Origin of the sequence: Pseudooceanicola nanhaiensis DSM 18065, from assembly GCF_000688295.1 — a bacterium.
Classification (GTDB): Bacteria; Pseudomonadota; Alphaproteobacteria; order Rhodobacterales; family Rhodobacteraceae; genus Pseudooceanicola; species Pseudooceanicola nanhaiensis.
Window position 1 is genome coordinate 892,460 of sequence record NZ_JHZF01000011.1, and the last position, 15,759, is coordinate 908,218.

The 15,759-nt window shown below is 68.9% G+C and carries 16 protein-coding genes; 11 read left to right on the forward strand and 5 right to left on the reverse strand.

Annotation, left to right across the window (positions count from 1 at the left end; genetic code table 11):
• Nucleotides 1-51: 51 nt before the first annotated feature.
• Nucleotides 52-1,269: an MFS transporter gene (locus Q344_RS23135; RefSeq protein ID WP_051630287.1), complete on the reverse strand. Its 1,218-nt coding sequence runs from the start codon at nucleotides 1,267-1,269 to the stop codon at nucleotides 52-54.
• Between the two features lie 101 nt (nucleotides 1,270-1,370).
• Here Q344_RS23135 and Q344_RS0105300 point away from each other — a divergent pair, with 101 nt between their 5' ends.
• Entirely contained in the window at nucleotides 1,371-2,282 is a 912-nt protein-coding gene (locus Q344_RS0105300; RefSeq protein WP_028285770.1) for a LysR family transcriptional regulator, read from the forward strand.
• 3 nt (nucleotides 2,283-2,285) lie between these two features.
• Here Q344_RS0105300 and Q344_RS0105305 read toward each other — a convergent pair whose 3' ends face one another.
• Nucleotides 2,286-3,410: a HupE/UreJ family protein gene (locus tag Q344_RS0105305; protein WP_028285771.1), complete on the reverse strand. Its 1,125-nt coding sequence runs from the start codon at nucleotides 3,408-3,410 to the stop codon at nucleotides 2,286-2,288.
• A 169-nt stretch (nucleotides 3,411-3,579) separates the two neighbouring features.
• On the opposite strand from Q344_RS0105305, the gene Q344_RS0105310 reads away from it, so the two are divergent.
• From Q344_RS0105310 to Q344_RS0105320, 3 genes are all read left to right on the forward strand, one after another.
• Complete coding sequence (locus Q344_RS0105310; protein ID WP_028285772.1) at nucleotides 3,580-4,473, forward strand: PfkB family carbohydrate kinase; 894 nt, start codon at nucleotides 3,580-3,582, stop codon at nucleotides 4,471-4,473.
• An 8-nt stretch (nucleotides 4,474-4,481) separates the two neighbouring features.
• Nucleotides 4,482-5,390 carry a pseudouridine-5'-phosphate glycosidase gene (locus tag Q344_RS0105315; protein WP_036538763.1) on the forward strand — a complete coding sequence of 303 codons (909 nt, stop codon included), beginning with the start codon at nucleotides 4,482-4,484 and terminating at the stop codon, nucleotides 5,388-5,390.
• 93 nt (nucleotides 5,391-5,483) lie between these two features.
• Nucleotides 5,484-6,173 carry a DUF502 domain-containing protein gene (locus Q344_RS0105320; protein WP_028285774.1) on the forward strand — a complete coding sequence of 230 codons (690 nt, stop codon included), beginning with the start codon at nucleotides 5,484-5,486 and terminating at the stop codon, nucleotides 6,171-6,173.
• Between the two features lie 18 nt (nucleotides 6,174-6,191).
• On the opposite strand, the gene Q344_RS0105325 is transcribed toward Q344_RS0105320, so the two are convergent.
• Both Q344_RS0105325 and Q344_RS0105330 read right to left on the reverse strand, forming a co-directional pair.
• Nucleotides 6,192-7,223 carry a patatin-like phospholipase family protein gene (locus tag Q344_RS0105325; protein WP_028285775.1) on the reverse strand — a complete coding sequence of 344 codons (1,032 nt, stop codon included), beginning with the start codon at nucleotides 7,221-7,223 and terminating at the stop codon, nucleotides 6,192-6,194.
• Between the two features lie 103 nt (nucleotides 7,224-7,326).
• The gene (locus tag Q344_RS0105330) at nucleotides 7,327-8,100 is read right to left on the reverse strand and encodes a 3-hydroxybutyrate dehydrogenase (protein WP_028285776.1); all 774 of its coding nucleotides are present in this window, start codon (nucleotides 8,098-8,100) and stop codon (nucleotides 7,327-7,329) included.
• 309 nt (nucleotides 8,101-8,409) lie between these two features.
• On the opposite strand from Q344_RS0105330, the gene Q344_RS0105335 reads away from it, so the two are divergent.
• The 3 genes from Q344_RS0105335 to Q344_RS0105345 all read left to right on the forward strand — a co-directional run bounded on the left by Q344_RS0105335 (nucleotide 8,410) and on the right by Q344_RS0105345 (nucleotide 11,149).
• A complete protein-coding gene (locus Q344_RS0105335; RefSeq protein ID WP_084178301.1) occupies nucleotides 8,410-10,224 on the forward strand; it encodes an extracellular solute-binding protein in 1,815 nt (604 codons plus the stop codon).
• Nucleotides 10,225-10,264: 40 nt separating this feature from the next.
• Nucleotides 10,265-10,729, forward strand: a complete 465-nt coding sequence (locus tag Q344_RS0105340; protein WP_028285778.1) for an arsenate reductase/protein-tyrosine-phosphatase family protein — start codon at nucleotides 10,265-10,267, stop codon at nucleotides 10,727-10,729.
• A gap of 75 nt (nucleotides 10,730-10,804) precedes the next feature.
• Nucleotides 10,805-11,149: a CsbD family protein gene (locus Q344_RS0105345; protein WP_028285779.1), complete on the forward strand. Its 345-nt coding sequence runs from the start codon at nucleotides 10,805-10,807 to the stop codon at nucleotides 11,147-11,149.
• Nucleotides 11,150-11,188: 39 nt separating this feature from the next.
• Here Q344_RS0105345 and Q344_RS0105350 read toward each other — a convergent pair whose 3' ends face one another.
• Complete coding sequence (locus tag Q344_RS0105350) at nucleotides 11,189-11,812, reverse strand: helix-turn-helix domain-containing protein (protein ID WP_028285780.1); 624 nt, start codon at nucleotides 11,810-11,812, stop codon at nucleotides 11,189-11,191.
• 64 nt (nucleotides 11,813-11,876) lie between these two features.
• Here Q344_RS0105350 and Q344_RS0105355 point away from each other — a divergent pair, with 64 nt between their 5' ends.
• From Q344_RS0105355 to Q344_RS0105370, 4 genes are read left to right on the forward strand one after another with little or no spacing between them, the layout of a single operon-like run.
• Nucleotides 11,877-13,409: a class I adenylate-forming enzyme family protein gene (locus Q344_RS0105355; RefSeq protein ID WP_028285781.1), complete on the forward strand. Its 1,533-nt coding sequence runs from the start codon at nucleotides 11,877-11,879 to the stop codon at nucleotides 13,407-13,409.
• 21 nt (nucleotides 13,410-13,430) lie between these two features.
• A complete protein-coding gene (locus Q344_RS0105360) occupies nucleotides 13,431-14,072 on the forward strand; it encodes a DsbA family oxidoreductase (RefSeq protein ID WP_028285782.1) in 642 nt (213 codons plus the stop codon).
• Nucleotides 14,069-14,440, forward strand: a complete 372-nt coding sequence (locus Q344_RS23140) for a potassium channel family protein (protein ID WP_036538356.1) — start codon at nucleotides 14,069-14,071, stop codon at nucleotides 14,438-14,440. The genes Q344_RS0105360 and Q344_RS23140 overlap by 4 nt, the downstream gene beginning before the upstream one ends.
• Nucleotides 14,437-15,657, forward strand: coding sequence for a multidrug effflux MFS transporter (locus Q344_RS0105370; protein ID WP_229669134.1), 1,221 nt, complete (start codon nucleotides 14,437-14,439; stop codon nucleotides 15,655-15,657). Before Q344_RS23140 ends, Q344_RS0105370 begins: the two co-directional genes overlap by 4 nt.
• Nucleotides 15,658-15,759 lie beyond the last annotated feature (102 nt).

Consider the following 15,759-nt stretch of genomic DNA (forward strand, 5'->3'; position numbering starts at 1 on the left):
GCGCTTCCCTATCTCATGGATGGGCCAGAGTGGAAAGGGCGAAAAGCCGCCTCAGGCCGCGGCCGACCGACGCCCCTCGCGCAGCGAGGACAGCCCCGCGACGAGCCCCGCGCAGATTGGCAGGACGGCGACGGCCATCAGCCCTCCGGACAGGCCGAAGGCGGCGACCAGCGGGCCCGAGACGAGCGGCGACAGGAACTGGCCGCCGAAGATCGCGGTGGTCAGAAGGCCCGAGGCCCGGCCCCGCATCGACGGCGGCACCAGCGCCATGAAGAGCGCGATGAAGTTCGGGAACATCACCCCGAGCGGCGCACCGCAGAGCGCGACGCCGAGGATCGTGACCGGCAGCGAATGCGCCCGCGAAATGACCAGAAGCCCCGCCCCGAGCGTCAGCATACCGAACGCCACCACCGAGCGCGGCGACACGAAGCGCCGGATCCGCCCGTAGAGCAGTGCCCCGGGGATCGACATCAGCGTGACCGTCGACAGGACCAGCCCGGTCAGGATCGGCCCGCCGATGCCGCGCTCGGCCAGCAGGAACGGCAGCCGGGTCGGCAGGGCGTAGAAGGTGATCATGAGGATCGCCGCGAAGGGTCCGACGAAGAAGAAGGCCCCCCAGGGGAAGCGTTCGTCTTCGGCGGGCGCGTCCACGGCGCGCGGCTCGGCGGTGTAGCGGCCGGGCACGCGGCTCAGCATGAACCAGGCGAAGATGCCGATCGGGATCGCGACCGCATAGATCACGAAGGGCAGCCGCCAGTTGATCGAGGCCATGACGCCGCCCGCGGTCATGAAGATGATCCCGCCGAAGTTCATCGCCGCCACCTGGTGCCCCGCGAAGCGGTCCCGGGCGCTGCCGTGCCAGAGCGTGCCGACATAGGCCTGCGCCAGCGTCATCGTCCCCGCGACGCCCAGCCCGAGCGCGACACGGCCCGCAAGCATCCAGCCCATCGTCTGCGCCAGCAGCCCCGACGCCCCGCCGAGCGCGTAGATCAGCATCGACAGCATCACCAGCGGCCGCTTGTCGAAGCGGTCCGCGAGGATCCCGAACAGCCCTGCCGTCAGAACGACAAAGAGCGAGGGCAGCGTCACCACCAGCCCCGCGAGCGTCTCGATCCCAGGCGTGTCGCCGAAATGGTCGCGCAGGCCCGGCAGCGCGGGGGCGATGGTGGCGTTGGCCATCACCGTGAGCGACGAGATGCCGAGAATGGCAAGCGTGACGCCGGGAGGCGGTGCATCCGGGCGCGGAGCGGCGGTGGCGGGCTGGGTCATGGGATTCCTGATCGGCGAGGTCAAACGCGTGTTGCACCGGGAGATGCCTTCGGACAAGACTATGTTCAATTGGCGCAGAACTGAAAACAGCTGACAGAATCATGGACAATGACTTCGACCTGACGGCTTTGCGGGTGTTTCACTCGGTCGTGCGCTCGGGAAGCTTCTCGGCCGCGGCGCGTGACCTCGGGGCACCGCGGTCGACGGTGGCCAAGAAAGTGGCGGATCTCGAAAGCTCTCTCGGGGTGCGGCTGGTGGAGCGCACGACGCGCTCCATGCGGGTGACGACCGAGGGCGAGGTGCTGGCGAGCCGGGCGGAGCGCCTGCTGGCCGATGCCTCGGACCTGCGGCGCCGCCTGACGGACGCGGGACAGGCGCCGCGCGGCCACCTCCGGGTCGGCATGCCGGAGCTTTTCGAGCAGATCAGCATGGGCCCGATCGCGGCGCATTTCCGGCACCGCTATCCCGAGATCACGCTCGAGCTGGTGACCTCGCGCCAGCCCGGCGACCTGATCGAGGCCGAGCTCGACGCGATCATCGCCTTCGGCCCGCTGCCCGAATCCTCGCTGGTCGCGCGGCAGCTCATCAAGGGATCCATGACCACCGTCGCGGCACCCGGCCTGCCGGGCCTCGATGCCGTGCGCCACCCGCGCGATCTGGACGGGATGCCGCTGATCGACGTGCCCCAGCACTGGATCCGGCAATGGGCCTTCGTCCGCGGCGACGAGGAGGAGGTGCTGCGGATCACCCCGGTCCTGACCTTCGGCTCGATGCTGACGGCGCGGGACGCGGCGGTGGCGGGTGGCGGCGTCACGAAGATCCCCACGATCCTCGCCCGGCCCGAGATCGCGGCGGGACGGCTGGTGGAGGTTCTGCCGGACTGGCGCGGGCCCGCCAAGGACCTCTTCGTCGTGTTTCCCTCCGCGCGTTCGGTCACCACCCGGCTGCGCGCCTTCCTCGACGTGCTGCGCGAGCATGTCGAGGCCGCCGCCGCCGCGCGCAGGCAGGACTGACGCTCAGAGGACGGTGCGTTCGAGGAACCAGTAGGCACCGACCAGCGCGATGGCGGCCGAGGCGGGCACCGCGATCCGGGCGCGATACCACGGCTTGTCGCGGAACCAGACGCCGACGGCGAGAAAGGCGATCGCCACGACCGTGAGCTGGCCGATCTCGACCCCGATGTTGAAGCCCAGAAGCGCGGGCAGGAACAGCCCCTCGGGCAGCCCGAAATCCCCGAGAACCGCGGCGAAGCCCAGGCCGTGCAGCAGCCCGAAGCCGAAGACGATGGCAGGCCGCCAGGCGTGCATCCGGGTGGCGAAGATGTTCTCGGCGGCGACGAAGACGATCGAGGCCGCGATCAGCGGCTCGACCAGGTCGGGCGGGAGCCGCACGGTCCCGAGCGCGCCGAGCGCCAGCGTCACCGTGTGCGCCGCCGTGAAGGCGGTGATCTGCCAGACCAGCGGAGGCAGGCGGGTGGAGAAGAAGTAGAGCCCCAGCACGAAGAGGATATGGTCGAGCCCCTTGGGCAGGATATGCGCGAAGCCCACCGGGACATAGGCCGCGAGGACCGAAAGCCCGCCCTGGTCGGATCCGCCCGCCACGGGGATCGGGTCCGAGGTGGCGCCACCTGCGAGGTAGGTCGCGAGCCCGCCCCGCGCCGCGCCGTGGCGCAGCACCAGCGCGCCCTGCCCCCTGCCCCAGTGGAAACGCACCGCCTCGGTGCCCGCGGGCAGGTTTCCCGTCAGGATCACGCGGGTCGGACGCGGCAGGCCGGCGTCGCCGATCTCGCTCGAGTCGATCGTGTCGATCTCCATCGCCACCGGCTCACCGTTGCGGGTCGTGAGCCGCATGCCCTCCGCCAGCCGGGGCCACGCGGCCTCGAGCTGTGCGACGAGGTCCTCGGGGTCGAACATGCGGAGGCGGTCGTAGGCGTCGCTCTGCGGGGCGGCATCGGTGGTCTCGAGATCGTCGAGGTCGATCCCCGCCAGAAGCGCCTCGGCGTTCAGCCGCAGATCGAGCCGGGCGGCGCCCCCGTCGAAGCCCAGGGTGGCGATGGAGGGACGGACCTCGTGCGCCGCGGCCGCCGGGACCCACAGCAGGAGCGCCCACACCAGCACGAGCGCGCCCCGGGCGCCCGCCATCCTTCTCCGCGCCGCTGCCTGCATGCCCGATCCCATCCTGCTGATCCGGCGCCTTCTGACCCGCTGGCGCGCCCTTGGGCAAGCCCTTTCGGCCCGATGCGGCCCCGTCCTGTCGGACCGCGGCGCCGCCCTCTCTTGCCTCCGCGCGCCGGGCGGGCCATGAGGGGGCATGACGGCTCAACCGGATATCCTCTGCATCGGCGCGGTCCTGTGGGACATCATCGGCCGCTCGGCCTCTCACATGGAGCGCGGCTCGGACGTGCCCGGGCGGATCACCCGCCTGCCCGGCGGCGTGGCGATGAACATCGCCATGGCGGCGCAGCGCTTCGGGATGCGTCCGGCGCTGCTGACCGCCGTGGGGCGCGATCCGGAGGGCGAGGAGCTGATGAAGGCCTGCGCCCGGATGGGCATGGACATGCGCCATGCCTACCGGTCCGAGGACCTGCCGACGGATCGCTACATGGCGGTCGAGGGCGGCAACGGCCTGATCGCCGCGATTGCCGATGCCCATTCGCTCGAGGCCGCCGGGGGGCGCATCCTGGCCACGCTGCGCGACGGGACGCTCGGCTCGGCCGAGACCCCGTGGGAGGGCCGCGTGGCGCTCGACGGGAACCTGAAGACCGACCTTCTGCGCGAGATCGCGCTCGATCCGGCCTTCGCGCGGGCCGATCTAAGGATCGCGCCCGCCTCGCCCGGCAAGGCCGAGCGGCTGCATGTCTTCCTCGGCCATCCGAGCGCCGTCTTCTACGTCAACCTCGAAGAGGCCGGGCTGCTGTGCCAGACCCGCTTTGCCGACAGCGCCGAGGCGGCCCGGGCCCTGCACGACCGCGGGGCCGCCCGGGCCGTCGTCACCGATGGCGGCAACGCGGCGAGCGACGCGGGCGCCCATGGCCTCGTGACGAAACGCCCGCGCGCGGTGCTGGTGACGCGGGTCACCGGCGCCGGCGACACTTTCATGGCGGCCCACATGGCGGCCGAGGCCCGCGGCGCCGCGCCCGAAGCGGCGATGGAGACCGCGCTGACCGCCGCCGCAGATTACGTATCCGGAGACACCAACCTTTGACCGATTTCATGGACATCGCCCCCGAGGTGCAGACCGCGCTGGACGCGAAGGCGCCGGTCGTGGCGCTGGAGAGCACCATCATCACCCACGGCATGCCCTGGCCGCAGAACCTGCAGACCGCCCAGGCGGTCGAGGCGGCGGTCCGCGCGGGCGGCGCGGTGCCCGCCACCATGGCCGTGATCGAGGGACGGCTCTGCATCGGGCTGCCGCCCGAACGGCTCGAGGCGCTGGCGCAGGCCGAGGGCGTCGCGAAACTGTCGCGCGCCGATCTCGCGGCCTGCATCGCCACCGGCGGCACCGGGGCGACGACCGTCGCCTCGACGATGATCGCGGCCCGGATGGCGGGGATCGAGGTCTTCGCCACCGGCGGGATCGGCGGCGTCCACCGCGGCGCGGAGGAGAGCTTCGACATCTCCGCCGATCTCTCGGAACTCGCCCAGACCCCGGTGACCGTCGTCGCGGCCGGGGCCAAGGCGATCCTCGATCTTCCGAAGACGCTCGAGGTACTCGAGACCGGCGGCGTGCCCGTCATTGCCTATGGTCAGGACGATTTCCCCGCCTTCTGGTCGCGCTCCTCGGGCCTGGCCGCACCGCTCCGCATGGACGATGCCGCCGCGATCGCCCGCGCCCACAGGATGCGGGCGGCGCTGGCGCTGCCGGGCGGGCAGCTTGTCGCGAACCCGGTGCCCGCGGGCGACGAGATCCCGCGCGAGGAGATCGCGCCCATCGTCGAGCGCGCGCTGGCCGAGGCCGAGGCGCAGGGCATCGCCGGAAAGGCCGTCACGCCCTACCTGCTCGGCCGGATATTCGAGCTGACGGAGGGCCGGTCGCTGGCGACCAACATCGCGCTGGTGCTCAACAATGCCCGGCTCGCGGCCGGGATTGCGCGGGAACTTGCGGCACTGCCCCGGACGTGACGCGCAATTTGCGTCGCGGCGACCGGCGGAGCATTGCCGAGCGCCGCGCGAGTGCCTAGATTTCAGCGGGACCCCCCCTCAGCCAGTGGTGCGATGACAAACCCTCTCCAAGATCCCCTCCGCAGGCCGACGATCTTCTCGCGCCTGCGGTCCAGTTTCCTGACCGGGATCGTCGTCATCATGCCCATCGGTCTGACGATCTGGCTGCTCTGGACGCTGGCCGGATGGGTGGACAGCGTGGTGCTGCCGCTGGTGCCGCAGACCGTGCGCCCCGAGCAGTACATCGGGATCAACCTGCGCGGCGTGGGCGTGATCATCTTCCTGATCTTCACGATCCTCGTGGGCTGGATCGCCAAGGGCCTGCTGGGCCGGTCTCTGCTGCGCTTCGCCGAAAGCCTGGTGGACCAGCTGCCGGTCGTGCGCTCGATCTACAACGGGGTGAAGCAGATCGCCGAAACCGTGTTCGCCCAGTCCGACCGCAGCTTCGAGAAGGCCTGCCTGATCCAGTACCCGCGCCGCGACATCTGGGCCATCGGCTTCATCTCGACCGAGGCCAAGGGCGAGATCAACGCGCGGGCCGAGACCGGTTCGCAGCTGCTCTCGGTCTTCGTGCCGACGACGCCGAACCCGACCTCGGGATTCCTTCTCTATTTCCCCGAGGAGGACGTGATCGAGCTCGACATGAGTGTCGAGGACGCGGCCAAGCTCGTCATCTCCGCGGGCCTCGTCTATCCGAACCCGAAGGACCCGTCGAAACCCCTGCCCGCGCAGGCCGCCCGCTGAGACAGGGCGCCCGCGCCGTCAGTCGAACATCGCCCTGAGGTCCACCGTCGAGCTCTTGCCGAGGTCCGCCTTGTGCGCCTCGAGGAACATCTCGGCCGAGAGCCGCCCGGCCGCCTTGAGCCGGTTCAGCAGGAACGGGTTCGGCACCAGCTTGGTCGCGACCGACAGCTCGGTCATCAGCTCGTCGTCCGAGATCATGTGCACGAGGACGTTCTTCATCTCGCCTTCCCGTACATAGCGGCGCACGATCAGGCGCTGGACGAACTCGATCGCGCGCAGCTCGCGCAGGAGCGAGGAGTTGAAGCTGATCTCGTTGATCCGGTTCTGGATCGCCTGAGGGCTCTTCGGCACCTCGTCGCGCACCAGCGGGTTGATGTTGACCACCACGACGTCGCCCGGCAGGTGCGGCGCGAAGAGCGGGAAGAGCGCCGGGTTGCCGGTATAGCCGCCGTCCCAGTAGGCCTCGGTCCTGCCGGTCACCGGATCGGGGATCTCGACCGCCTGGAACAGCGTCGGCAGGCAGGCCGAGGCGAGGATGGCGTCCGTGGTGATCGCCTCGCCCGAGAAGACGCGGATCTTGCCGGTGCGCACGTTGGTGGCGCAGACGAAGAGGTCGGGACCGCCCTCGCTGCAGACCTGTCCGTAATCGAACTCCTCCACCACCGGACGCAGCGGGTTGGTCCAGAACGGGCCGTAGGCATAGGGCGAGCTCATCCGCGAGACCGCGTCGGCGAAGGTATAGGGGAAGGAATACTCGAGCGCGCGCGAGACCTGGCCGGCGAGGCTCATGTTGCCGGCCATCCAGAGCGGCAGCCGCATGTCGGCCACCGCGCCCATCCGGGCCCAGAGCGCGTCGAGCGCCCCCCGCGCCCCCTCGCGGCCCGCGGCGGCCATGCCCGCCTTGAAGGCGGCCCCGTTCAGCGCGCCGGCGGAGGTGCCGGTGATCGCGGCGACCTCAACGTCGTCCTCGTCGAGCAGACGGTCGAGCACGCCCCAGGTGTAGGCGCCATGCGCGCCGCCGCCCTGGAGGGCAAGGTTGATGCGGATCATGACGACCTCCTGCGCGTGTGGCGGGGGCGGAGGGGGGCTGTCTGCCCCCCACTGGCCTGACGGCCAGTTCCCCCCGAGGATACATGGACCAGAGGAAGGAGGGTCAGAGCGCCGTCCACCCGCCGTCGACGCTGATCGTGGTGCCGGTGATCTGCTCGGCCGCCGCGGAGCAGAGGAAACTGGCGACGCCGCCGATCTGCTCCACCGTCGCGAACTGCTTGGAGGGCTGGCGTTGCAGGATCACGTCGCGCAGCGCATCCTCGCGGCTGAGGTCGTATTTCTTCATCGTGTCGGGGATCTGCGCCTCGACCAGCGGGGTGTGCACGTAGCCGGGGCAGATCGCATTGGCGGTGATCGGCTCTTCCGCGGTTTCCAGGGCGACGACCTTGGTCATGCCGACGATGCCGTGCTTGGCGGTCACATAGGCCGACTTGTAGGGCGAGGCGGTGAGACCATGCGCCGAGGCGACGTTGATGACCCGGCCCCAGCCCGCCTTGCGCATCATCGGCAGTGCCACGGCGGTGGTATGGAAGGCCGAGGACATGTTGATCGCGATGATCGCGTCCCATTTCTCGACCGGGAACTCGTCGATGGCCGCGACATGCTGGATCCCGGCGTTGTTCACGAGGATGTCGCAGGCACCCGCCGTCTCCACCAATGCGCGGCACTGGTCGGCCTTCGACATGTCGGCCTGGACATAGCGCGCCTTCACCCCGAACTCGGAGGCGATTCCCTCCGCGATTCCGTGGTCTTCCTGCGAATCGCTGAACGAGTTGACGACGATGTCCGCCCCCTGCCCGGCCAGGGCGCGGGCGATTCCCAGCCCGATGCCGGAGGTCGAGCCGGTGATGATTGCTGTCTTGCCGCTGAGTGACATGGCGGGTCTCCTGGATGTTTTCGCCCAATGAATATTGGTGCTGCAGGTGCAAAATGCACTGTCGCGGCGGCGCGCGCCAGAGCGCGATCACATTTGCGCCAGCAGCGGATGCGGGAGACAAAAAAAACGCCGGCACAAGGCCGGCGTTCAGTTATTGAGGCAGGTTTCATACAGGCAAGAAACCTATCGAGCAGTGCACCCTTTATAAGCGCTCCTACGCTCGTGTCCAAGCGTAAAGTTTGCGATCCCCCCGCTGCACAGATAAAAACATCGCGAATAAACAGGGATCAGGGCGGCATTGTTGCGGATATGCGACCGGTAATTTTCTTCGTCAGGCTGATGGTTTGCAGCCTCTTGCTGATCCTCGGCGCAATCGCTAGCGCGCAGGCCGAGCCCGCCCATGGCATAGCTATGTATGGCGCCCCCGCGCTTCCACCGGATTTTGTGGCCCTCCCCTACGTGAACCCCGATGCGCCCAAGGGCGGGCGCGTGGTGACCGGCAATACCGGCGGCTTCGACAGCGTGAACCCTTTCGTCCAGAAAGGCACACCGCCGTGGCAATTGCGCTACCTGACCCACGAGAGCCTGCTCTACCGCTCGCAGGACGAACCCTTCACGCTCTACGGCCTGCTGGCCGAATCGGTCGAGGTGCCCGAGGACCGGTCCTGGGTGGAATTCACCCTCAGGCCTGAGGCGCGTTTCTCCGATGGCAGCCCGGTGACCGTCGAGGACGTGATCTGGTCGCTCGAGACGCTGGGGACGCAGGGCAACGCCCGCTACCTGACGTTCTGGACCCAGGTGGACGCGATCGAGCAGACCGGCCCGCGCAGCCTCAGGATCACCTTCCGCGATCCCGACCGTGAGCTGCCGCTGATCGCCGGGCTGCGCCCGATCCTCAAGAAGGCGCAGTGGCAGGGCAAGACCTTCGCCGAGGCCACGCTGGAGGAGGCCCCGATCGGCACCGCGCCCTACGTGATCGAGAGCTTCGAGGCCTCGCGCAACGTCGTGCTGAAACGCAACCCCGACTACTGGGGCAAGGACCTGCCGATCCGGCGCGGGACCAACAATTTCGACGAGATCCGGATCGAGTTCTACGGCGACACCAACGTGCTCTTCGAAGCGTTCAAGGCGGGCGAGATCTCGTATCTGCGGGAATTCAACGCCGAGAAATGGGCGCGCGATTACGATTTTCCCGCCATGCAGGACGGCCGTGTGCTGCAGTCGGAATTCGCCGACGGCACCCCCTCGGGCATCACCGGCTTCGTCTTCAACACCCGCCGCCCGCCCTTCGACGACATCCGGGTCCGCGACGCGCTGATCCACGCCTTCAACTTCGAGTTCATCAACGAGACGATGACCGGCTCGCGCCAGCCGCGCATCACCTCGTATTTCTCGGGCTCCGATCTGGGGATGCAGCCCGGCCCGGCGGATCCGGCCGTGGCCGCGCTGCTGGAGCCCTTCAAGGACGAGATCCCCGAAGAGGCGCTGACCGGATACGCACTGCCGGTTGCCGACGGCTCCGCCCGCAACCGCGGCAACCTCCGCAAGGCGATGGCGCTGCTGAAGGACGCGGGCTTCACGATCGAGCGCGGTCGCATGATGAGGCCGGACGGCACGCCCTTCACCTTCGAGATCCTGCTGCGGCAGGGCTCGACCGAGCAGATCTCGATCATCGACCTTTATCGCGACGCGCTGTCCCGGCTGGGGATCGGCGTGAAGGTCTCGACCGTGGATGATGCGCAATACGAGCTGCGGCAGGTCGATTTCGACTTCGACATGACGCATATCCGGCGCGCCTTCTCGCTGTCGCCCGGCAATGAGCAGCGGCTCTACTGGGGGTCCGAGGCGGCCGACCTGCCCGGCTCGCGCAACCTCATGGGGGTGAAGAGCCCGGCCATCGACGGCATGATCGACGCGATGCTGGCGGCGAGCGACGAGACGGCCTTCCGCGACGCGGTCCGCGCGCTCGACCGGCTTCTGACGACGGGGCGCTACGTGATCCCGATCCAGCGCTTCGACAAGAGCATGATCGCGCATGATGCAGCGCTGCACCATCCCGAGCGAATTCCGATCTACGGCGACTCGGTCTACTTCCTTCCCGAGGTCTGGTGGATGGATAAGTAGGCCGCGCCTTGACGGTGGGCGCGTTCCACACGGCTCGACCATGAACATCCTCGTCCTCAGCCCCGCCAATGCCGCGCGCTCGATCCTGCTCGAGACGGTGCTGAACGATCTCGGCGCCGGGCGCGTTTCGGCCCGGTCGGCCGGGCTGACGCCCGCCGGCGCGGTCCATCCGCAGGCGCTGAAGCTGCTGGAGGAGGAGGACCTCGACACCGCGCGCGCCCGGACGAAGCCGCTGGAGGACGTCGCGGAGGCCGGAGAGGTCGACATCCTCATCACGCTCGACACGGGCCCCGCCCCGCTGAAGGCCGCGGTGCCCGGCACGCCCGCCCGCGGCCACTGGAGCCTGCCCGATCCCGCCGCCCTGCCCGAGGACGCTTGGGAAGACGGGTTCCGCGCCGCCTACGACTGGCTGAAGGCCCGGGCCGAACGGCTGCTGGATCACCCTGTCGAGACGATGGACACCGGCGAGATCACCGCGCTTCTGCGGCGTATCGGGCGGGCTTGAGCCGGCGGCTCAGGTCGTGCTGAACCAGCGGGCGTGCCGGGCGTTGTCCTGTCCAGAATAGGAAAGGACAAACCCATGGACTGGAAAGTCATCCAGAAGGAATGGACCGCGCTGGTTCCCGCGATCATGGAGCAATGGCCCGAGGCCGAGGAGGAGGACCTTCTCCAGCTCGACGGCAGCCGGGACGCGCTGGCGGCCTATCTCACGCAGGCCACCGGGCGCGGCTATGACGAGGTGCAGGAAGAGATCTCGGAATGGCGCGAGGGCGGCGTGCCGGCCGACGTGCGCATGGACGAGGTCAACGACAACCTCAACATCCGCGCCAGCGCCCGCCACATCGGCGAGGGAGAGGATGTCTATGACGACGACAAGGCCTTCGGCGACGACGACCAGGCCGAGGCCCCCGTCGGGCGCAGCTGAGCGCCCGGCCCCGGTGCCCTCGCGGCGCCGGGGATGCCTTCAGGCGAGCGACGTCACCCAGAGGATCGTCGCATCCTCGGGCGAGACCGAGATCACGTTGTGGCCCATCGTGGCGTCGTAATAGGCGCTGTCGCCGCGCCGCATCTCGACCGGCTCGTAGAACTCCGTGTAGAGCCGCACGATCCCGGTGAGGACGTAGAGGAACTCCTCTCCGTCATGCCGGACCCAGCCATCGAATTCCTCCATGGACCGCGCCCGGATCCGGGCGCGATAGGGCAGCATCTGCTTGCGGGTCAGGGTCTCGGCCAGAAGCTCGTGCTCGTATGTCGCCGTGGCGTGGCCGGTGCCCCCGCCGTCCGGGGTGATCGCCATGCGGCCGGTCACCTGCTGGCGCTCGGGCGGCGTGAAGAGCTGCGGGACCGGGATGCCCAGCCCGGTGGCGAGCTTCTTCAGCGCGTCGTAGGTGGGCGACATCTGCCCGTTCTCGATCTTCGACAGCGTCGACCGGGCAAGCCCCGCCTTCTTCGCCGCCTGTTCCAGCGTCCAGTCCCGCGCCTTGCGCAGTTCGCGCACATGCCGGCCGAGGTCGAGCGGTTCGCCCGTCTCCTCGGCGCCCGTCTCGCGCGAGATGCGGATCAGCGTTCTGGGGTCATTGTTGTGCATTCCCGAACCTATAGGCGGCGCCCCTTGCGCTTGCAACGTTCGCGCGCGCGGCATAGCAAGAGCCATGCTGTCCATATACGATCAGGGGCCGCCGCCGCCCTGCCCGACCCCGTTCAACCTTGCCGCCCACGTGCTGGCCCATGCCGATGACGCGCCGGACAAGATCGCCCTGGCGGTCGTCGGCCTGTCGGGTGCCGAACGCTGGAGCTACGGCCGTTTGAAGGCGGCGGTGCTGGGCACCGCGACGGGCCTGAAGGATCTGGGGCTGAAGCCCGGCGAGATCGTGCTCTTGCGGCTCGGCAACACCGTCGAATTCCCGATCGCCTATCTGGGCGCGATCGCCGCGGGCCTCGTGCCGGTGCCGACCTCCTCCCAGCTGACCGAACGCGAGGTGGCGAAGATCGCGGCGGAGCTTTCGCCGCGCGGGGTCTTCCGCGGCGACGGGATCGCCTGCCCCGACCTGCCCGGTGTGGTGATGATCGACGAGGCCGCGCTCGCCGCCATGCGGGACCTGCCGCCGGCGGCATACGACATGGGCGATCCGGACCGTCTGGGCTACATCGTCTACACCTCCGGCACCTCGGGCAACGCCCGCGCCGTCGGCCATGCGCACCGGGCGATCTGGGCGCGGCAGATGATGCATGAAGGCTGGTACGGCCTGACGGCGGAGGACCGGCTGATGCATGCGGGGGCGTTCAACTGGACCTACACGCTGGGCACCGGGCTGATGGATCCCTGGTCCGTCGGCGCCACCGCGCTGATCCCGGCCGCGGGCGTCGATCCGCAGGCGCTGCCGCTCCTGATGAAGCGCCATGAGGCGACGATTTTCGCCGCTGCGCCCGGGGTTTACCGCAAGATACTCAACGATCACGCGAAGATCGATCTGCCCAGGCTCCGGCATGGCCTGACCGCGGGCGAGAAGCTCTCGGCCCAGATCCGCGAGGAATGGAAGACCGCCGCCGGAACCGAGCTGTACGAGGCGTTCGGCATGTCCGAATGTTCGACCTTCATATCCGGCGCGCCCGCCCGGCCCTCCAGGCCCGGCACCCTGGGCGCGCCGCAGCCCGGACGGCGCGTCGCGCTGGTCGATCCGGAGGGCGCGCCCGTGCCTCTCGGCGAGGTCGGGACCATCGCCGTCTCCCGGCGCGACCCCGGCCTGATGCTGGGCTATATCGGCGCCGAGGCCGAGACGCAGGCGCGGATGCGGGGCGAGTGGTTCCTGACGGGCGACCTCGGCGCGATGGACGGGGACGGGATGATCTCCTATCAGGGCCGCGCCGACGACATGATGAACGCGGGCGGCTACCGGGTCTCTCCGCTCGAGGTCGAGGCGGCGCTGAACGGCATTCCCGGCATCACCGAGATCGGGGTGACGGATGTGGAGGTGAAGCCCGACACGCGCCTCATCTGGGCGTTCTACACCGGGCCCGAAGCACTGGATGAACAATCGCTCCTCGCGCTCGCGGCAGAGCGGCTCGCCCGGTACAAGCAGCCGCGCGGTTTCCTGCATGTGACGGACCTGCCGCGCAACCCGAACGGAAAACTGAAACGCCGCGCGCTCGCCCCCCTGTGGCAGGCCGCGCGCGAGGGCGCCTGACGCGCCGGACAAGGAGGCCCCATGGCCGTGAAGCTCGACATCCTCTCCGACCCGATCTGCCCCTGGTGCTACATCGGCAAGACCCAGCTCGACCGCGCGCTGGCAGAGCGGCCGGATCATCCCTTCGTCATCGAATGGCACCCGTTCCAGCTGAACCCCGACATGCCGCGCGAGGGGCGCGACCGGCGCGAATACCTGACCGAGAAGTTCGGCGACCGCGCCGATGCCGCCTATGCCCAGATCACCGAGCACGCGAAGTCGCTGGGGATCGAGGCGGATTTCTCGAAGATCGAGCGCACGCCCAACACGCTCGACGCGCACCGGATGATCCACTGGGCGGGGATCGAGGGCAAGCAGGGCCCGATGGTCGACGCGCTTTTCCGGGCGAATTTCGTCGAGGGGCGCGACATCGGCCAGCATGACGTGCTGGCGGATCTCGCCGACTCGATCGGGATGGACGCCTCGGTGATCCTGAAGCTCCTGCGATCGGATGCCGACGAGCAGATGATCCGCGAGCGCGATGCCCATTCCCGCGAGATGGGCGTGAACGCCGTGCCCACCTTCATCGTGGCGCAGCGCCACGCGGTCCCGGGCGCCCAGACCCCCGAGGTCTGGCTGAAGGTCATCGACGAGATCGCCGGCATGGAAGACCCGGAGGCATGAGGGGCGGCGCCCGCATCGCCTGGGTCCTCGCGCCCCTGATCGGGATCGTCATCGCCGGCACCGTCTTCTTCCACCACGTGGAAGGCTGGAGCTGGGTCGACAGCTACTTCTTCACCGTCATCACCCTGTCGACGGTGGGCTACGGAGACCTCGTGCCCCAGACCGTCGTCGGACAGATCGGCACCACGGTGTTCATCTTCGTCGGCCTCGGGGTCTTCGCGCTCGCCGTGCAGCAATTCGCCGAATACATGATGCTTCGACGGGAGGCGAAGCAGGCGATGAAGCACAACAGGCTCGAGTCGGGCAGCCCGTCGCCCGTCGCAAACCGCGCGGAGGAGGCGCACAACAGGACCGGACACGACACGTGACACGCCCCCTCCCCATCCACCGCGTGGAGCTGGTGGCCCTGCTCGCCATGCTCATGGCGACGGTGGCCTTCTCCATCGACTCGATGCTCCCCGCCCTGCCCCAGATCGGCGACGAGCTTTCCCCCGGCAACACCAACAGCGCCCAGCTGATCCTGTCGGCCTTCATCGTGGGCATGGGGGCCGGCACGCTGGTGACCGGCCCGCTGTCGGACCGCTTCGGGCGCAAGCCCGTGATCCTGACCGGCGCGGCGCTCTACATCTTCGGCGCGGCGCTCGGCTACATGGCCCCCTCGCTCGAGCTCATGGTCGCCGCGCGCCTGATCCAGGGGATCGGCGCCGCGGGCCCGCGGGTCGTCGCGCTCGCCATTATCCGCGACTTCTTCTCGGGGCGCGAGATGGCGCGGCTGATGTCCTTCGTGATGATCATCTTCACGCTCTTCCCCGCGCTCGCCCCGCTTCTGGGGTCGGGGATCATCTCGGTCGCCGGATGGCGCGGGATCTTCGCGGCCTTCATCCTCTTCGCGCTGGTCTCGTCCACATGGCTCACCCTGCGCCTGCCGGAATCCCTTCCGAGGGAGGAGCGGCGGACGTTCAGCTTCGCCTCCATCCTCGGAGCGGCGCGCGAGATGGCCGCGCTCCCCATGGTCCGCCTCTCGGTGATGGTGCAGACGCTGATCTTCTCCACGCTCTTCACCTCGATCAGCCTGATCCAGCCGGTCTTCGAAGAGGTTTTCGGGATGGCCGAGAGCTTCCCCTACTGGTTCTTCGCCATCGGCATCTTCTGCGGCACCTCCTCGATCATCAACGCGCGTTTCGTCATGGTCTACGGGATGCGCGCCATCGTGACCGTGGCGCTGACCGTCTCGCTCGGCCTGACCTGCCTCATGCTGGCCGTCCGGCTCTCGGGCGTCGCCCCCGAGACGGAATTCTGGTTCTACCTGATCTGGCAGACCTCGGTCTTCTACCAGATGGGCCTGACGATCGGGAACCTCAACGCGCTGGCGATGGAGCCGCTCGGCCATATCGCCGGGACCGCCGCCAGCGTCATCGGGGCGATCTCCACGGTCTTCGCGGGTGTCGTCGCCTCGATCGTCGCGCAGACCTTCGACGGCACGGCGCTGCCGCTCTACCTTGCCGCGCTGATCTTCACCGGATGCGCCTACCCGCTCGTCATGCGCATGCGGCGGCTCGAACGGAGGCGTCGCACCGCGTCCTGAAAACCGGGCAGAGTCTCTGCCCGACGACGTTTCCCCCGCCGTGCGTGGGGAAATACCGTATACAATTGCATACATCGCTTCCGCCGCCGAACGCGATAGGCT